15 protein-coding genes and 1 pseudogene are annotated in these 16,339 nt (G+C 70.0%); 9 read left to right on the top strand and 7 right to left on the bottom strand.

All coding sequences use genetic code 11. The features are described 5' to 3' along the window. Nucleotides 1-89: 89 nt before the first annotated feature. Together ABZ345_RS43185 and ABZ345_RS43180 are read left to right on the top strand one after the other, a co-directional pair. Nucleotides 90-1,262 carry a hypothetical protein gene (locus tag ABZ345_RS43185; RefSeq protein WP_359860854.1) on the top strand — a complete coding sequence of 391 codons (1,173 nt, stop codon included), beginning with the start codon at nt 90-92 and terminating at the stop codon, nt 1,260-1,262. A 53-nt stretch (nt 1,263-1,315) separates the two neighbouring features. Beyond that, nucleotides 1,316-2,095 carry an SGNH/GDSL hydrolase family protein gene (locus ABZ345_RS43180; RefSeq protein ID WP_359860852.1) on the top strand — a complete coding sequence of 260 codons (780 nt, stop codon included), beginning with the start codon at nt 1,316-1,318 and terminating at the stop codon, nt 2,093-2,095. Between the two features lie 3 nt (nt 2,096-2,098). Here ABZ345_RS43180 and ABZ345_RS43175 read toward each other — a convergent pair whose 3' ends face one another. The 5 genes and pseudogenes from ABZ345_RS43175 to ABZ345_RS43155 form a co-directional block, all read right to left on the bottom strand. Continuing rightward, nucleotides 2,099-3,907, bottom strand: coding sequence for a glycosyltransferase family 39 protein (locus ABZ345_RS43175; RefSeq protein WP_359860850.1), 1,809 nt, complete (start codon nt 3,905-3,907; stop codon nt 2,099-2,101). Between the two features lie 94 nt (nt 3,908-4,001). Then, nucleotides 4,002-4,172 (bottom strand): annotated as a pseudogene (locus ABZ345_RS43170) (glycosyltransferase family 2 protein); the annotation flags it as partial. Nucleotides 4,173-4,397: 225 nt separating this feature from the next. Then, the gene (locus tag ABZ345_RS43165; RefSeq protein ID WP_359860848.1) at nt 4,398-6,122 is read right to left on the bottom strand and encodes a glycosyltransferase family 39 protein; all 1,725 of its coding nucleotides are present in this window, start codon (nt 6,120-6,122) and stop codon (nt 4,398-4,400) included. Nucleotides 6,123-6,140: 18 nt separating this feature from the next. Beyond that, the gene (locus ABZ345_RS43160; RefSeq protein WP_359860846.1) at nt 6,141-7,559 is read right to left on the bottom strand and encodes a HAMP domain-containing sensor histidine kinase; all 1,419 of its coding nucleotides are present in this window, start codon (nt 7,557-7,559) and stop codon (nt 6,141-6,143) included. Next, nucleotides 7,537-8,262, bottom strand: coding sequence for a response regulator transcription factor (locus ABZ345_RS43155; protein ID WP_359860844.1), 726 nt, complete (start codon nt 8,260-8,262; stop codon nt 7,537-7,539). Before ABZ345_RS43155 ends, ABZ345_RS43160 begins: the two co-directional genes overlap by 23 nt. 109 nt (nt 8,263-8,371) lie before the next feature. On the opposite strand from ABZ345_RS43155, the gene ABZ345_RS43150 reads away from it, so the two are divergent. The 5 genes from ABZ345_RS43150 (at nt 8,372) to ABZ345_RS43130 (ending at nt 11,775) form a co-directional block, all read left to right on the top strand. Further along, the gene (locus ABZ345_RS43150; RefSeq protein WP_359860842.1) at nt 8,372-8,875 is read left to right on the top strand and encodes a hypothetical protein; all 504 of its coding nucleotides are present in this window, start codon (nt 8,372-8,374) and stop codon (nt 8,873-8,875) included. 87 nt (nt 8,876-8,962) lie between these two features. After that, nucleotides 8,963-10,615, top strand: a complete 1,653-nt coding sequence (locus tag ABZ345_RS43145; protein ID WP_359860840.1) for a 5'-nucleotidase C-terminal domain-containing protein — start codon at nt 8,963-8,965, stop codon at nt 10,613-10,615. 74 nt (nt 10,616-10,689) lie between these two features. Continuing rightward, nucleotides 10,690-11,145 carry a hypothetical protein gene (locus tag ABZ345_RS43140; protein WP_359860838.1) on the top strand — a complete coding sequence of 152 codons (456 nt, stop codon included), beginning with the start codon at nt 10,690-10,692 and terminating at the stop codon, nt 11,143-11,145. Nucleotides 11,146-11,156: 11 nt separating this feature from the next. After that, nucleotides 11,157-11,477 (top strand): hypothetical protein, encoded by a 321-nt coding sequence (locus ABZ345_RS43135; RefSeq protein WP_359860836.1) that lies wholly within the window; start codon nt 11,157-11,159, stop codon nt 11,475-11,477. Nucleotides 11,478-11,640: 163 nt separating this feature from the next. Beyond that, nucleotides 11,641-11,775 carry a hypothetical protein gene (locus tag ABZ345_RS43130; protein WP_359860834.1) on the top strand — a complete coding sequence of 45 codons (135 nt, stop codon included), beginning with the start codon at nt 11,641-11,643 and terminating at the stop codon, nt 11,773-11,775. On the opposite strand, the gene ABZ345_RS43125 is transcribed toward ABZ345_RS43130, so the two are convergent. Next, on the bottom strand, nt 11,762-12,238 hold the full coding sequence (locus ABZ345_RS43125) for an HAD domain-containing protein (RefSeq protein WP_359860832.1): 477 nt from the start codon (nt 12,236-12,238) through the stop codon (nt 11,762-11,764). The genes ABZ345_RS43130 and ABZ345_RS43125 overlap by 14 nt on opposite strands. A 23-nt stretch (nt 12,239-12,261) precedes the next feature. On the opposite strand from ABZ345_RS43125, the gene mug reads away from it, so the two are divergent. Together mug and ABZ345_RS43115 are read left to right on the top strand one after the other, a co-directional pair. Next, nucleotides 12,262-12,756: a G/U mismatch-specific DNA glycosylase gene (gene mug / locus ABZ345_RS43120; protein ID WP_359860830.1), complete on the top strand. Its 495-nt coding sequence runs from the start codon at nt 12,262-12,264 to the stop codon at nt 12,754-12,756. A gap of 191 nt (nt 12,757-12,947) precedes the next feature. Further along, a complete protein-coding gene (locus tag ABZ345_RS43115) occupies nt 12,948-15,776 on the top strand; it encodes a BTAD domain-containing putative transcriptional regulator (RefSeq protein WP_359860828.1) in 2,829 nt (942 codons plus the stop codon). Here ABZ345_RS43115 and ABZ345_RS43110 read toward each other — a convergent pair. Then, the gene (locus ABZ345_RS43110; protein WP_359860826.1) at nt 15,766-16,302 is read right to left on the bottom strand and encodes a hypothetical protein; all 537 of its coding nucleotides are present in this window, start codon (nt 16,300-16,302) and stop codon (nt 15,766-15,768) included. The two genes, ABZ345_RS43115 and ABZ345_RS43110, sit on opposite strands and share 11 nt — an antisense overlap. Nucleotides 16,303-16,339: the final 37 nt, after the last annotated feature.

Below are 16,339 nucleotides of genomic sequence, written 5' to 3'. Positions count from 1 at the left end.
CGAGCCGTTATCAACGAGTGGTGGTAGTCGCAGTCTGGCCCGATTAGCGTCGGTCCGGCTCACGGACATGGGGAGTAGGGTCGGAGGGGATGAGCGTGGAGATCACCGCGGGCCCTCCCGACACGACTTCACCTGAGATCGCCGAAGCTGTCGACGCTGCCGAGCGGGTACTGACCAGGCGTTTGGGCGCACAGGTGCGTCTTGCGGACCCCGAGGCTCTCGGGGGGACCGGTCGTTCCGTCGTGATCCGGGTCAGAGTGGCGTCCTCGCCGTTCTCGATGCCCCGGACGCTGGTCGTGAAGCGGTATCCGGCCGGTTCCGGTGATCGCGACCCGTGGGCGCACGAGGCGGTGAGCCACCAGCTCCTGACCGCGTTGCCCGCGGAAGAGCGCGCCACACCAGAGCTTTTCGCGCACGACGCGGCGTCGCGCCTGGTCGTGCTGGAGGACCTGGGCCGGGCGCCGAGGTTGTCCGAGAAGCTGCACTCCAAGGACGCGCGCGCCGCCGAACGCGGGCTGCTGTCGTGGGCCCACGCCATGGGCCGCCTGCACGCCACCACGGCCGGTCGTGACGCGGACTTCGACGCGTTGATGCGCCGTGCCGGTGCGCAGTGCTGCCAGGACCCGATCGCCGTCGACGTGCACGCCGCCATCGCGGGGTTACCGACGTTGCTGGGGACCACGCTGGGCGTCGAGACGTCCACGCAGGCCATCGAGTTCGCGGCTGATGCCGCGCGGGCGTTCAGCACGTCACGGCGGCGTGCGTTCAGCCCGTCGACTTCGTGCCCGGACAACCACCTGGTCACCTCGCGCGGGGTGCGGTTCGTCGACTTCGAGGGCGGCTGCGTCCGCGACATCGTGTTCGACGCGGCGGCACTCAGGGTTCCGTTCCCGTCCTGCTGGTGCGGGTGGGGGCTGCCGCCGGGCATGTCCGAGGCCATGGTCGCCGCGTGGCGGGCCGAGGTCGGGTCGGTGTGGCCGGAGATGGACGACGACGCGATCCTCTTACCGCGCCTGCTGGAAGCCCAGCTGTTGTGGGTGTGGCTCGCGACGTGGCGGGCGCTGTCCAAGCCGATGCCCACCGTCGACAACGCCCCGCCGCGCAGCGTCGTGCTGGCGGGCCGGTGGGTGCGGCTGCGGGGCGACGCGCTGATCCTGGGCGAGAAGACGGTCGCGTCGCACGCCGACGCGGTGATCGGCGCACTGGCCGACCGCTACGGCGCTGAGGTGCTCGAACTCCCTCTTTACCCAGCATTTCGCTGAACCGTTCCCGCACGGTCATTCCGAGATCACCGGGCACGCTGATCCTGGGTCGCGTGCTGGTGCTACTCGGTGACTCGACAGCGGTCGGGATCGGCGACCTCGTTCCCGGCGGGTGGCGCGGCTTCGGCCCGATCCTCTCGTCCGCCTACCCGGACAACGGTTACCGCAACTACTCGGTCTCCGGCGCGCGGCTGGCCGACGTCAGACGCACCCAGCTGCCGCAGGCCCTGCGCGACAAGCCCAGTGCCGCCGTCGTCATCGCGGGCGTCAACGACACGCTGCGGTCCGACTTCTCGGTGCGGCGGATGCACGAGGACCTCGACGCCATCTGCGGCCGGCTGACGGCTGCCGGGGTCTCGGTCGTCACCGTGCGGTTCCACGACCAGGGCCGCGTGTTCAAGCTGCCCGGCCGGTTGCGGCGGGTGCTGAAGGACCGCATCGACGAGTACAACCGCGTGGTCGACGTCGTCGTTGCGCGGCACGGTGTCCGGTGCGTCGACCTCCACACGCTGCCCGGCGCGTACGAGCTGGAGACGTGGGCCGTCGACCGGCTGCACCCGTCCGAGCTCGGCCACCGGATGCTCGCGCAGGCGTTCGCCGCGGAGCTGCGCACGCTCGGGCACGCGATCGGCGAGGTCAGCCTGGAGTGCTCCGGCGGGCGCGAGCTCACGGTGTGGCACCACTTCGCGTGGCTGATGCTCAAGGGGATTCCGTGGCTGTTCCGCCGGGGTGCGGACGTGGTGCCGTTGCTGTGGAACGCCGACGAGCCGGCCGAGGTGTGGCCGGCCGGCGCGCCGGGCGAGGTGCTTCCGGCCGACACCGGCCGGATCTGAGCGTCAGGCCAGGTCGTAGATGGTCTGCCCGCCGACGGTCGTGGCCTGGTAGTTCGCCGCGACCCACTCGCTGATCTCGCTGGAGCCGCCGCCGGGGCCACCACGCCCGCCCGCGACGAAGTAGCGCACCTTGCCGGCCGCGACGAGTGCCTTGAACTCGTCCAGCGTGGGCGCCGGATCGCTGCCGTTCCAGCCGCCGATCGCGATCACCGACCGGCCCGACGCCAGCTGCAACGACGCCGCGCTCTGAGCACCGGTCGTCGCGGCGGCCCATTCGGTGTCCGTGCCCTTGAGCAGCTGCACGACCTCCGTGGACGACTCGCCTTCCCGCATTCCGCCGCCCTGTTGCGAACGCGGCCCGGACAACGGGATCGAGCCGCTGTGCGTGGTGGCCGCAGTCGCGACCGCGTAGCCCGAGGTGCCGAGCAACGCCGCCGCCAGCACCACACCGATCAGCCACTTGCGGGCGTTCACGCCGAACACCAGCGCCAGCACGGCGACCGCAGTGACCACCAGCACGACCCAGCGCAGCCACGGCAGCCACACCGGCGTGCGGTCGAGCATGATGAAACTCCAGACACCGGTCGCCGCGACCATCGCCGTCAACGCCATCCGCACCGGGAAATGCGCCCTGCCGCGCCACAACCCGTGGCCGGCGATACCCACGAGAGCAGCGATCGAGGGCGCCAGCGCGACCGTGTAGTAGGGGTGCGTGATGCCGCTCATGAAGCTGAACACCGCGCCGGTGACGAGCGTCCAGCCACCCCAGATGATCAACGCCGCACGAGTGCGGTCAGTGCGGGGCGCGCGCCGCAGGAACCACAGCCCGGCACCGAGACCGATCAACGCCGCGGGCAGCAGCCACGAGATCTCCGGGCCCATGCTGGCGCCGAACAACCGGCCGATGCCCGTCTCGCCGCCGAAGCCGATGTTCCCGTTGCCGCCCATGCCTCCGCCGCCACCGCCGCCGCCTGAGTTGCCGAAGATGCGGCCGAGACCGTTGTAACCGATCGCCAGCTCCCACAACGAGTTGTTGGTCGACCCGCCGATGTACGGGCGGCTGCCCGCCGGCCACAACTCGACCAGCGCGATGAACCACCCGGCCGACACGACCACCGCGAGACCGGCGCCGAGCAGGTGCAGCAGCCTCTTGAGCGGTGACGTCGGAGCCGCGACCAGGTAGGCCAGCGCCAGCGCCGGCAGCACCAGGAACCCCTGCATCATCTTGGTGAGGAACGCGAACCCGATCGCCGTGCCCGCACCGGCGAGCCACCACGGGTTCGCCTTCTCCAGCGCCCGCACCGTGCAGTACGCGGCCGCGACCATCAGCAGCACCAGCAACGCGTCCGGCAGGTTGAACCGGAACATCAGCGTCGCCACGGGCGTCAGCGCGAAGGCCGCACCGGCGAACAACGCCGCGCCCAGACCGGACGTCCGCTTCACCGTCGCGTGAAGAAGTGCCACCGCCGCAACACCTTCCAGCGCCTGCGGAGCGAGCACCGTCCAGCTGGAGAACCCGAACACCTTGGCGAACAGCCCGCTCACCCACAGGAACGCGGGCGGCTTGTCCACGGTGATCGTGTTGCCAGGATCGAGCGAACCGAACAGCAACGCCTTCCAGCTCTGCGACGCCGCCTGCGTCGCCGCCGCGTAGAACTCGTTGCCATAGCCGGTCGCGGTGAGATTCCACAGGTACAGCACGGCCGTACCGGCGAGCAGGCCGAAGAAAGCGATGCGGTGCAAAGATTTCGTGCTCCGGCTTGCCGGTGGCGTGGGCGCGGCGACGGGCGCCGGGGTGAGTGTGGCGGTCATGCCGGGACCCTTCCCAGTTCGGTGACCGGCAGAACCGGCCGTGTGCGGCAGCCGGTGTCCCGCACCAACGGCAGCAGTTCGCGAGCGGCACGGGCGTGGATCGCAGCAACACGTTGTAGCAGCGGGAGATCACCTCCCGATTGGCGCTGCGGGTGACACGGGCGCCGTGCGCGGGCCTGCTGCCGGTGGCGAGGTCGGAGTGCCCGTACAGCAGCGGCGCGACCAGCCGTACCGGCGTGCGCAGGTCCGTCGAGAGGTCGAGGTTCAAGGCCCGAACACCGTCGGACACGTTCAGTCAGCCGGTTCGGGGCGATGACCAGGCTGCGGACCGGTCTACCGCCGGGCTGACGGGACATGAAGTCTGTGGAGCTTGTGCAAGACCGATGGTCGGCGCTCCGACCCTCGCCGTGCAAGCAGGTCGGCAATGGGCGGTGAAGCAGAAAACTCAACCCGCTAGTGCTGAATCCCCCCGCTTCAGCTGGGAGAGAGATCATGACGCATCCAGTTCGTAGAGAGTGGCACCGGCGACGGTCGTCGCGGTGTAGTTCGCGGCGACCCACTCGGCGATCTCGTGGGCGGCGTCGCTCCCGGTGGCCCCCTGCATCATCCGGCCGGCGGCGACGTAGTAATGGATCTGTCCACTTCGGACCAACTCCTGGAACTGCTCGAGCGTCGGCGCGGGATCGGTGCCGTTGAAGCCGCCCATCGCCATCACCGGCTCCCCGCTGGCGAGCTGCAGCCCGGCCGCGTTGTTGGAGCCGATGGTCGCCGCGGCCCACCTGTAGTGATCAGCGTTGGCCTGCAACAGGTTCACCACCTCAGCGTTCGGAGTGGACGCGCCGAGCAGCCCTCCACCGCCGCCCATGCCCATGCGTCCGCTCGACGGGCCCGCGACGGGGATCGCGCCGGTGTGCGGGGTGGTGACGGTGGCGAAGGAGTACGTGGTCGGGCCGAGCAGCGCGGTCACGAGTGCGACCGGGATCGCCCAGCGCATCGACAGCACCATGCCGACCGCCGCGATCAGCCCGGCCATCAGCACGATCACCGCGACGGGTGCGGAGAAGGCGTTGATCAGCAGGTAGCACTGCAGCGCGCTCAACGCGACCGAGCCGGAAAGCACCGCCGCCGCAACGGGTTCGTGCCTGCGATCCCAGAGCTCGGTGGCGGCGATGCCGACGACGGCGGCGATCGCGGGCGCCAGCGCCACGGTGTAGTAGGAGTGGATGATCCCGTTCATGTAGCTGAACACCGCGGCGGTGACGACGAGCCAGCCGCCCCACAACCCGAGCGCGGTGCGGGCACGGCCCTTCGTCAGCCACAGTCCGGCGACCAGCAGCACCAGCGCGGCCGGCAGCAGCCACGCGATCTGGCTGCCCATCTCGCTGCCCAGCAGGCGGCTCCAGCCGGGCGAGCCCCAGCCGCGGCCGCCGCCGACGCTGCCGACCTCGTCACCGGTGATCCGGCCGAGTCCGTTGTAGTCCAACGCCAGTTCGAGCACGCTGTTCGTCTGCGAGCCGCCGATGTACGGGCGGTCGGGGGTGAGTTCGACGGCGACGATCCACCAGCCGCCCGCGACGACCATCGCTCCCAGCGCGCCGGCGAGGTGCAGCACTCGTCTGCCGATGCTCGTCGGCGCGGTGAGCAGGTAGACCAGCCCGAACGCGGGCAGCACCAGGAACGCCTGCAGCATCTTGGTGAGGAACCCGAACCCGATGGCGGCACCGGCGAGCGCGAGCCAGAAGGGACTGGCCTTCTCGACCGCACGGGTGACGCAGTAGGCGCCCGCGACCATCAGCAGCACGAGCAGCGCGTCCGGGTTGTTGAAGCGGAACATCAGCACCGCGACCGGGGTCAGCGGGAGCACGGCGCCGGAGATCAAGGCGGCGGCGGGGGAGAACCAGCGGCGCACCGTCGCGTACAGCAGCCACACGCTGCCGACGCCCATCAACGCCTGTGGCACCAGGATGCTCCACGCGTTGACGCCGAACAGCCTGGCGGACAGGCCCATCACCCACACCGAGGCGGGCGTCTTGTCGATCGTGATCGCGTTGGAGGCGTCCGACGAGCCGAAGAACCACGCCTTCCAGCTCGTCGCACCGGCCTGCGCGGCGGCGGAGTAGTAGGCGTTGGCCCAGCCGGAGTCCCCCAGTCGCCACAGGTACAGCGCGCCGGTCGCGATCAGCAGGACCGCCAGCGCCAGGCGTTCTCGTCTCATGCGGACGAGAGTCGCGGCCTACCCTGGGTCGGTCGTGTGCTCTCGCTGTGAACGAGCTGTGTGCGGTGACGTCTTCAGGGAAACCGTGAACGTGGTGTGGCCCGGCGCGCTCCGGACCGAGACCGCGCCGTCGTGCGCGCCGACCACGGCTTCCACGATCGACAGCCCCAGCCCGGTGCTGCCCGCGGCCCGCGACCGCGAGGAGTCGCCGCGGGCGAACCGTTCGAACACTTCCAGGCCCTGCGGGATGCCCGGCCCGTCGTCGGTCACGGTCAGGTTCACCCGTCCGTTGTGGACGGACAGGCCGGTGGTCACGGTGGTGCCCGGCGGGGTGTGCGTGCGGGCGTTGGACAGCAGGTTGCCGATGACCTGGTGCAGCCGTTGCACATCACCGGTGACGAGCACGGGATCGCTCGGCAGGCTGAGCTTCCAGCTGTGGTCGGGACCCGCGATCCTGGCGTCACCGACGACGTCCAGCACCAGCCGGGACAGGTCGACGTCCTTGCGCTCCAACGGTCTGCCCGCGTCGAGCCTGGCCAGCAGCAGCAGGTCCTCGACCAGCGAGGTCATCCGCACCGCCTCGGACTCCACCCGGCCCATCGCGTGGGCGACCTGTGGAGGCACGTCCTCGGTCGAGCGGCGGGTCAGTTCGGCGTAACCGCGGATGGCGGCGAGCGGGGTCCGGAGCTCGTGCGAGGCGTCCGCGACGAACTGCCGGACGCGCATCTCGCTGTCGTGCCTGGCTTTCAGCGCGTCGCCGATGTGCCCGAGCATCCTGTTCAGCGCGAGGCCGACCTTGCCGACCTCGGTGTGCGGGTCGGTGTCCTGCTCCGGCACGCGTTCGGCGAGTGCGACTTCTCCTTCGTGCAGCGGGAGTTCGGAGACTCTGGTCGCGGTGTCGGCGACGCGGTCGAGCGGCACCAGCGCGCGTCGCACGACGATCCGGCCCACCAGCGCCACGCCCGCCGCACCCGTGATGGTCAGCGCCACGAGCACCCAGATCATCTGCCACGTGCCGTCGTGCACCGGCGTCATCGGCAGGCCCTTGATCCGCATGCCCTGGGTGGCGACGCGGAACTCGCCCACGTCGTCGCCGAGGTCGACGGTGTGCGAGCCGGCGGGCACGCTCGCGAGCGCGGCGCTCTGCTCACCGGTCAGCGCTTCGGGGTCGCCACCGGGCAGCGCGATCGTGCCGGTGATGGCACCGGACGGCCCGATCTGCGCGTCGAGGCCGATGAGGGGCGGCCCGAAGTACTGCCGTCCGGGAGGCCCCTGCTTGAGCATCAGCGAGATCTGGCGGTCCAGGTCGTTGGTCAGGAACTCGCGCAGCGCCAGCACCGCCACGCCGCCCACGACGACGCACAGCGCGACGGCGAGGATGATCTGGCCGATGACCAGCTTGCCGCGCAGGGTTCTAGGTCGCAGGCTTGAGGACATACCCGGCGCCTCGCATCGTGTGGATCATCGGGGTGCGCCCGGCGTCGATCTTCTTGCGCAGATAGGAGATGTAGAGCTCGACGATGTTCGCCTGGCCGCCGAAGTCGTAGCTCCACACCCGGTCGAGGATCTGCGCCTTGCTCAGCACCCGGCGCGGGTTGCTCATCAGGTAGCGCAGCAACTCGAACTCCGTCGCCGTCAGGTCGATCGACTTGCCGCCGCGCTCGACCTCGCGCGTCTCCTCGTTCAACGACAGGTCGCCGACTATCAGCCGGGCGCCCGCGTCCGCGTCGGTCACGCCGGTGCGGCGCAGCAGCGCGCGCAGCCGCAGCACGACCTCCTCCAGCGAGAACGGTTTGGTGACGTAGTCGTCGCCGCCCGCCGTGAGCCCGGCGATGCGGTCCTCCACCGCGTCCTTCGCCGTCAGGAACAGCACCGGCAACGCGGGGGAGTCCCCGCGCATCCGGCGCAGCACCTCGAAACCGTTGAAGTCCGGCAGCATCACGTCGAGCACCACCACGTCCGGCCGGAACTCGCGCGCGGTCCGCACCGCGGTCTGACCGTCGAGCGCCGTGCGGACTTCCCACTTCTCCATGCGCAGCGCCATCGACATCAGCTCGGCCAGAGTGGACTCGTCGTCCACCACGAGCACCCGTACCGGCTGCCCGTCCGGCCTGCGGAGTTCGGTCTTCATCGCGCGCATGGCTCCCATCGTGAACGCGGACCCTGTGTACCAGCTGTGAGCGCTCCGCACAGCTCAGGCCTACGCGGTACACAGGTTCGGCACAGACAACGCCGCCACGGTGGCTGACATGACCGAAGAACAGCCGTCCCAGGAGTGGGGCGCACCCCAGCCCGCGGCACGCCCGGCGTGGACCGCGAAGAAGACAGTGGCGGCAGTGGCCATCGCCGTGGGCATCGCCGCGGCCGGAGGTGTCGCGATCTACGCGGCCAGCGGCACGAACCAGCAGACCGGCGCCATGGGCGGCCCCGGTGGCATGGGCGGGCCGCCGGACGGCGCGAACGGCAACGGCATGCGCGGGCCCGGTCTGGGCCTCGGTTCCGGATCGGCCACGCACGGCGAGTTCCAGACCGGTGAGGTCACCTCGATCAGCGACACGTCGTTGGAGGTCAAGTCCACCGACGGCTACACGAAGACCTACGTGATCGACGCCGACACCGTGAAGGAAGGTGTCGAGAACGGCGACACCGTGACGGTGATCGCCACCACTGAAGACGGCAAGACCGTCGCCTCGAGCGTGGTCGAGCCTGGTCAACGCGGGCAGCAGGGCCGGCAGGCGCCGCCGACCAGGTAGCTGCCCGGTCAAGTGTGAGTGGTTATGGTCGGGTTCAGGGCCCGACCACAACCGGAGGTGAGCGGTCTGCGCACGTTCACACTGACTGTGTTGGGCACGACCGACCTGCACGGCAATCTCTTCAACTGGGACTACTACCGGGACCGCGAGTACGACGACTACGCGCACGACGACGTCGGCCTCGCGAAGATCTCCACGCTGGTCTCTGGGGTGCGAGACGCCGTGGGGCGGCATCGGACGTTGCTGCTCGACGCCGGAGACACGATCCAGGGCACGCCGCTCGCGTACTACTACGCGAAGGTCGAGCCGATCACGCGCATGCACGTGCACCCGATGGCGGCCGCGATGAACGCCATCGGGTACACGGCCGCCGCTCTGGGCAACCACGAGTTCAACTACGGGCTCGAGGTGCTGCGGACGTTCGAGCGGCAGCTGGACTTCCCGCTGCTCGGCGCCAACGCGGTGGACGTCGCCACCGGGCTGCCCGCGTTCGCGCCGTACGTGGTCAAGACCGTGTGGCGCACGGGCGGACCGCCGTTGCGGGTCGGGATCCTGGGGCTGACCAACCCCGGGATCGCGGTGTGGGACCGGGCTGTCGTCGACGGGATCCTGACGTTTCCCGGGCTGGTCGAGCAGGCGCTGCACTGGGTGCCGGAGGTGCGGTCGAAGTCCGATCTGGTCATCGTGGTGGCGCACTCCGGCGCCGATCTGTCCTCGTCCCTGGGCGATCAGGTGCCGTTCCCGGAGAACTGCGCCGAACTGCTCGCGGAGACCGTGCCGGGGATCGACGCGGTGCTGGTCGGGCACGCGCACGTGGAGATTCCGCAGCGGTTCGCCGTCAACAAGGTGACCGGGCGGCCGGTGCTGCTGACCGAGCCGCTGTACTGGGGCAAGCGGCTGGCGCTGATGGAGTTCGACCTGGAGTTCGACGGCCGGTGGTCGGTGGCCTCCTCGCGTTCGTCCGTGCTGTCGACGGCCGGGGTGGCGGAGGACCCGCGGATCGTGCGGCTGCTGCGGCACGACCACGCGAAGGTCATCAACTACGTCAACGCGCGGATCGGCACCTGTCTCGAGGCGATGTCGGCCGCGCGGTCGCGGTTCGAGGACACGCCCGCTCTGGGGTTCATCAACCACGTGCAGGCGCTGGAGGTCGCCAAGTCGGCGTCCCTGCCGGTGCTGTCGTTGTGCGCGCCGTTCAACCGGGGGGCCGCGATTCCGAGCGGGGAAGTGTCCATAAGGGACGTCGCCGGGCTGTACCCGTTCGACAACACGCTGGTCGGGGTGCGGCTGACCGGGGGTCAGCTGCGGGACTTCCTGGAGGAGTCGGCCCGGTACTTCCGGCAGGTCTGCACCTCCGGCCCCTTCACGGCCGCCGAGCTGTCCGCTGACGTGCCGGACTACAACTTCGACATCGCCTACGGGCTCTCCGCGCCGCTGACCTACGACATCGACATCGCGCAGCCGGTGGGGTCGCGGATCGTGGGGCTGGCGTACGACGGTGTGCCGGTCGACGACGCGTTCGAGTTCGCGGTGGCGGTGAACAACTACCGGCAGGGTGGTGGCGGCGACTTCCCGCACATCGCGTCCGCGCCCGTGCTGCACAACCAGCGGCAGGAGATCCGCCAGCTGCTGATCGAGTGGGTCAAGTCGGCGGGGGTGCTCGACCCCGCTGCTTTCGTGCGGTCCGACTGGCGGCTGGTGGCCTCCGGGGTGCCCGTGATCGTCTCCACCAACGGGTGAATTCGGGTGTGTTGTCCTGGGCCTTCTGCGCCAGGCGGTGGCATCGAGACGTCCGAATGAGATAGGTCAGGCGCGTGCAGTTGCCGCAACGCGTCTTCGTCGGCGCCCTGGTCGTGCCGATGCTGCTCGCCTCGGTGGGCACCGCGTTCCGCTCCGACCCCGAGATCTCGGTCGGCCACCTGGTGTTCGCCGTCAGGTCGTCCGAGATCGTGCTGGCCGGTACTGCGGGCACCGACGCCGAGCGTCAGGACGTGGTCGACGCCGTGCGCGTGCTGACCGCCTCCCACCGCATCACCGACATGATCACCCCCAACGCGGGCGAGCGCATGCCAGTCCCTCCGGCCGTGGTGTCCGGCCTGCTGGGAGTGGTGCTCGACCAGGGCGTCACCGAGTTCACCGGCGTCGTCCGCAAAGGACACCTGACCGCGTCGGCACGAGTCGCGGACCCGGACCGCGCGGGCGAGCTGAGCGACGCCCTGCGCGCCGCCGCCCCCGACCTGCGTGTGGACGAGGACTTCACTTCGGCCTAGGAGCTCTTGCCTTGTTCGGGTTCTTTCTGCAGATGTTCCTGCTGTGCGCGGGCGCGTTCCTCGCGGGCGTGCTGCTGACGTGGCTGACCATGCGCGCCCGGTTCGCCGACGCCTTCGAGGCCGTGCCTGTGCAGGCCCGGCTCTCGATCATGGAGGAGCCGGTGATGGTGGCGCCCGCGATCAAGGCGAACTCGCGGACGATGATGTTCCACACGCCGGATTCGCCTTACTACAAGCGGATGAAGGGGGACGCGTTCTTCCATTCGCCGGAGGATGCGCGGCGGGCCGGGTACACGATGTGGACGCCGCGGCCGCGGGTGCCTGCGGCTTAGGGGCTGTGGGACGGGCGGCTGTTCCGGGATCTGGAGAACGCGGGGGATGAGCGGTACTGCGGGCACGGGTCGGGCGGGGTGGTGCCTGGCGGTGGTGGTGCCGGAGTTCGCCCTCAGCCGGGAGTGAGCGGGCGGCGCGGAGCCATGCGCCCAGTTCGAGGACGTGGATCCGGAGGACGCGGGGACGAGCGGTGCCGCGGGGCGCGGGTCGGGCGGGAAGGCATCGGCGGCGGACCTCGCGCCCGGTCACGTCGTGTCGGCGGCGGTGGTGCCGGGGTTCGCCCTCAGCTGCGAGTGAGCGGGGCGGCGCGGAGCCACGCGTCCAGTTCGAGGTAGTCGGCGTCGGTCAGGCCGTGGCGCGGGTCGACCTTGTGCAGCAGGGCTCTGGGGTGGTGCTCGGCGACCCAGGCGCGGTCGGTGTCGGTGAGCTCGTCGTCGACCCAGGCGAACGGCCTGGCTCCCGCGCGGGCGACCAGGCCGCGGGTCTTCCAGTGCAGGCCTCGGCGGATGTCCTCGGCTTCGGTCTGCGGGTCGTCCGGCCAGGTGGCCACCGGTAGCCGTGGCAGGCCGAGCAACGGGGCGAGGTGCTCGTTCGCGTCGTCCATCCACGTCGTGGCCCAGACGAGCTCGCACGGCAGGGCGGCCAGCCACGGGCCGTGCAGCGGGTCCAGGCGGGCCAGGCCGGGTGCGCCGGCCACGCCGTCGCCGAACGGGAGCAGCGGGCCGTCGACGTCGAGGAAGAGCAACGGGATACCGGTCACGCGGACACCGTAGGCTCGGCGAGGTGATTCCCGACGTGATCAAGCCCGGGCTCGACGTGCTCTTCTGCGGCATCAACCCCGGCCTCGTGTCGGAGGCGACCGGCCACCACTTCGCTCGCCCCGGAAACCGGTTCTGGCCCGCCCTGCATTTGTCCGGTTTCACCCCGAGGCTGTTCGCGCCCTCCGAGCAGTTGCAGCTCCTCGACCTCGGCCTCGGCATCACGAACGTCGTCGCGCGGCCGTCCGCCAAAGCCGACGAATTAACAATTGACGAAATGCGTCAAGGCAGTGTGGAGCTCACCGAAAAGGTCGAGCGGTATTCACCGAAGGTTCTCGCGGTGCTCGGTGTGACGGTGTACCGGGCGGCCTTCGACCGCAAGAAAGCGCAGGTCGGACCGCAGCAGGACACCGTGGGCGGGGTGCGGGTGTGGGTGCTGCCCAATCCGAGCGGGTTGAACGCGCACTGGCAGCTGCCGGCGCTCGCAGAGGAGTTCGCGAGGGTCAAAGTGAGCCTCTAGAAACCAGAACGAAAGTCACATTCATGCCCACTGAAAGTGGGCGGACGGGACAAACCCTGGTCTGGTTGCAGCGACATCTGCGGCCATTCGAGTGGCTTCACCCAGAAGTGGAACCGGGGGCAGCCGGAGTGCGTCAGAATTTGGCAATGTCGCGCAGATCTTGGTGAATCATCAACACTGGTGGGGGCGCAGTGGAGGTCAGGATTCTGGGGCCGGTCGAGCCGTCAGTGCCGCCGAAGCCCGCGCAGATACTAGCGGTCTTGGCGGTCGAATGCGGGCGGATCGTGCCCGTCGAACGGCTCATCGACCTGATCTGGGGCGAGGAGCCGCCGCCTCAGGCGCGCAAGTCGCTGCAGGTGCACATCAGCAGCCTGCGAAGGGCCGGGCTGCCCGTCGAGCACCGGGCCGCGGGGTACGTGCTGAGCTCCGAGCCCGAGAAGGTCGACCTGCACCTGTTCCGGAAGCTGGTGGCGCAGGCGGGCGACGAGGCTGATCTCAAGAAAAAGGCCGAGACGCTGCACGACGCGCTCAAGCTCTGGCGCGGGACGCCGGTGGTGTTCGCGCAGACGCTGGACGTGCAACGGCTCGCCGCCGCCGAGGCGTGGGTCGACGCCGAGCTCGCGCTGGGGCGGCACTCGGAGCTCATCGACCCGCTCGGCGTCTTCGTCACCGAGTACCCGCTGGCCGAGCGGCTGAGAGGTCAGCTCATGATCGCGCTCGCCAGGGCCGGGCGCCGGGCCGACGCGATGCGGGTGTTCCGGGAGACGCGCAAGATCCTGGTCGACGAACTGGGCGTCGAGCCGGGCGAGCAGCTGCAGCAGCTCTACCGCGACGTGCTGGAAGGGGCGCGGGACAGCAGGCGCAACTACCTGCCGCGCGACGCCGGCGACTTCACCGGCCGCGACAGGGAGCTGAGCAGGCTTCTCGACAGCGACGGCGGCGTCTGGTGGATCGAGGGGCCCGCGGGCGTCGGCAAGTCGGCGCTGGCGGTGCACGCGGCGCATCGGCTCGCGGACCGGTATCCGGACGGGCAGCTGTTCGTGGACCTGCACTCGCCGTCCGGGGCGCTGGACTCGTTGCTGCGCGCCATGGACGTGCCGAGCGAGCGGGTTCCCGAGTCGGCCGAGGAACGCGCGGCGCTGTGGCGGGCGACGGTCAGCGGGCGGCGCGTGGTGATCGTGCTGGACGGCGTCACGAGCGTGTCGCAGGTCCGGCCGCTGCTGCCGGGAAGCCCCGGCTGCCTCACGCTGATCACGAGCCGCAGCCGGTTGTGCGGGCTGGAAGGCGTGCGGCGCGTCCCGCTCGACGTCCTGAGCAGCGACGAAGCGGTCACGCTGCTCAAGAAGATCCTCGGCGACGACAGGGTCGCCACGGAACCGGATCAGGCCGACGAGGTCGCGCGGCTGTGCGGGTACCTGCCGCTCGCCGTGCGGATCACCGGGGCGCGGCTGGCCGGACGGGCGCACTGGCCGGTGTCGAAGCTGGTCAGAAGGCTGTCGGACGAGCGCAGCCGGCTCGACGAGCTGGTCGCGGACGACCTGGCGGTGCGGTCGAGCCTGGAGCTGACGTACCGCGCGCTCGACGAGAACGCCCGCAAGGCGTATCGGAGCTTCGGGTTCCTCGGGCTGCCCGAGGTGCCGAGCTTCCTCTGGGTGCACCTGCTCGACGAGGACGTGCTCGACCAGCTCGTCGACGCGCGGCTGCTCGACGTCATCGGCAGCGCGCGGTACCGGATGCACGAGCTGGTGCGGCTGCACGCCCGCGAGCTGGCGGAAGCCGAAGACCCGCAACAGGAACGCGAAGACGTCGTCAGACGAGCCCTGGTCGCCGCTCTGTCCACTGTGGATGGACTGACCGAGCAGCTCTTCCTCGCCGTGCCACGCATGCAGGACTCGCTGGGCATAGTCACCACGGCAGCGCGCCCGACGGACAAGGACGCGTGGTTCGCCCGCGAGGAATCACTCCTGACCAGGCTGGTCGAGCGCGCCGCGGAGCTGGGCCTCGCGGAGATCGCCTCGCAGCTCGCCGAGGTGCTGGTGTTCGCCTGGTTCGGGCTCAGAAACCGTTACGAGGCTTGGGAACGAACACACACGGCGGCGCTGGAAGCCGTGTGGAAGACCGGGGACCTGCGCCTGGAAGCGGTCCTGCGCTGCAGCCTCGGCCAGATGCACTACAAGCGGGACAACCTCGCCGAGGCGCGGTCGTGGTTCGACACGGCGCAGACGCTGTTCGTGAACCTGGGCGACAAGCGCGGCGAAGCCGTCGCGATGAACGGCATCGGCATGGTGTGCCGCGACGTCGGCGAGTACCCGTGCGCGCTGGAGGCTCTCGGCAGGGCACGCGAGCTGCTGGAATCGCAGGATCCGGAGGGTGTCGCTCACGCGCTCTACGGCATCGGCTCCATCAAACGAGAACTCGGCGACGACGAGGAAGCGCTGGCCACCCTCGCGCTCGCGGAGACCACGTACCGCGCGTCGAAGAGCCGGCGAGGCGAAGCACTGGCAGCGCGCGGAACGGGGCTCGTGCACCGCGCGAAAGGCGAGCTGGACCTCGCCGAGGAGCACATCGTGCGCGCCCACGAGATGGTCGCGGGCACCGGTGACGAGCTGCTCGGGTGCTACACGGCCCAGGCGTGGGCGAAGGTGTTGATCCGCAAGGGTTCGCTCGACCACGCCGAACCGCTGATCGCCACCGCCATGCACGGCTGCCGCGACGTCGGCGACCGGTTCGGCGAGGCGCTCGTCCGCCGCACGCTGGGGGAGTGGCGGCTGGCGGCGGGTGATCACGCGGGTGCGCTGGTGGTGCTGACCGAGGCTCTGGCGGCGTGGTCCGACTTGGGGCTGCCGTTGTGGCGGGCACGCACGCTCAGAGACCTCGGTGCGGTCCACGCCTGTCGGGGGGACGTGCCAGGCGCGGACCGCAGCTGGGGTGAGGCCGCCGAGCTGTTCACGCGGCTGGGCACCCGTGAAATGACGGAAGTGCCCAGCTGGCGCGCTCAGTGGGGACTGGTCAGCCCGTGATCTTGTTGTACTTCCACGGCGCGTAGCCGCCGTCCTTCAGCGTCGCGATCGTCACGGTCTCGTGGTCCATGTCGGTCGCGGTGCTGCCCTCCTCGTAGATCCAGACGGAGGTGTGGGCGGTGTTCGCCCACTTCTCGAACAGCTTCACGTGGCCGTTGCGCAGGATCATGTCGCCCGGCTTGAGGCTGCCCCACGCGATCTTCGTGGCAACTCCGTCCAAAGTGGACGTGGTGCGGCTGGAGGTCAGCTTCCACGCCATGGACACGAAGCCGGAGCAGTCAGTGCGGTACTGCTTGCCGTGGTTGACGTCCCACGCGGAGGCGGACTGGCTGTACGGAACCTTGCGGTCCCACCAGTTCTTCGCCCGGCTGATGACCTCGGTACGGCTGATCGAACCGCCGTAACCCGCGGCGGCGACCTCTTCCTGTCCGATGGTGCCCTCGGGCGCCGCGTGGGCGATGCCGGTGACGCCGGACAGCAGTCCGAGCGAAAGTGCGGTCGCCGCGACGGCGTGGCGAATGCGCATCGTTGGTGCTCCGATCCCCTGGTTGATGACGACCGGG

The sequence above is a fragment of the Lentzea sp. NPDC005914 genome (assembly GCF_040629405.1).
Classification (GTDB): domain Bacteria; phylum Actinomycetota; class Actinomycetes; order Mycobacteriales; family Pseudonocardiaceae; genus Lentzea.
This window is presented reverse-complemented; position numbering and strand designations above follow the sequence as displayed.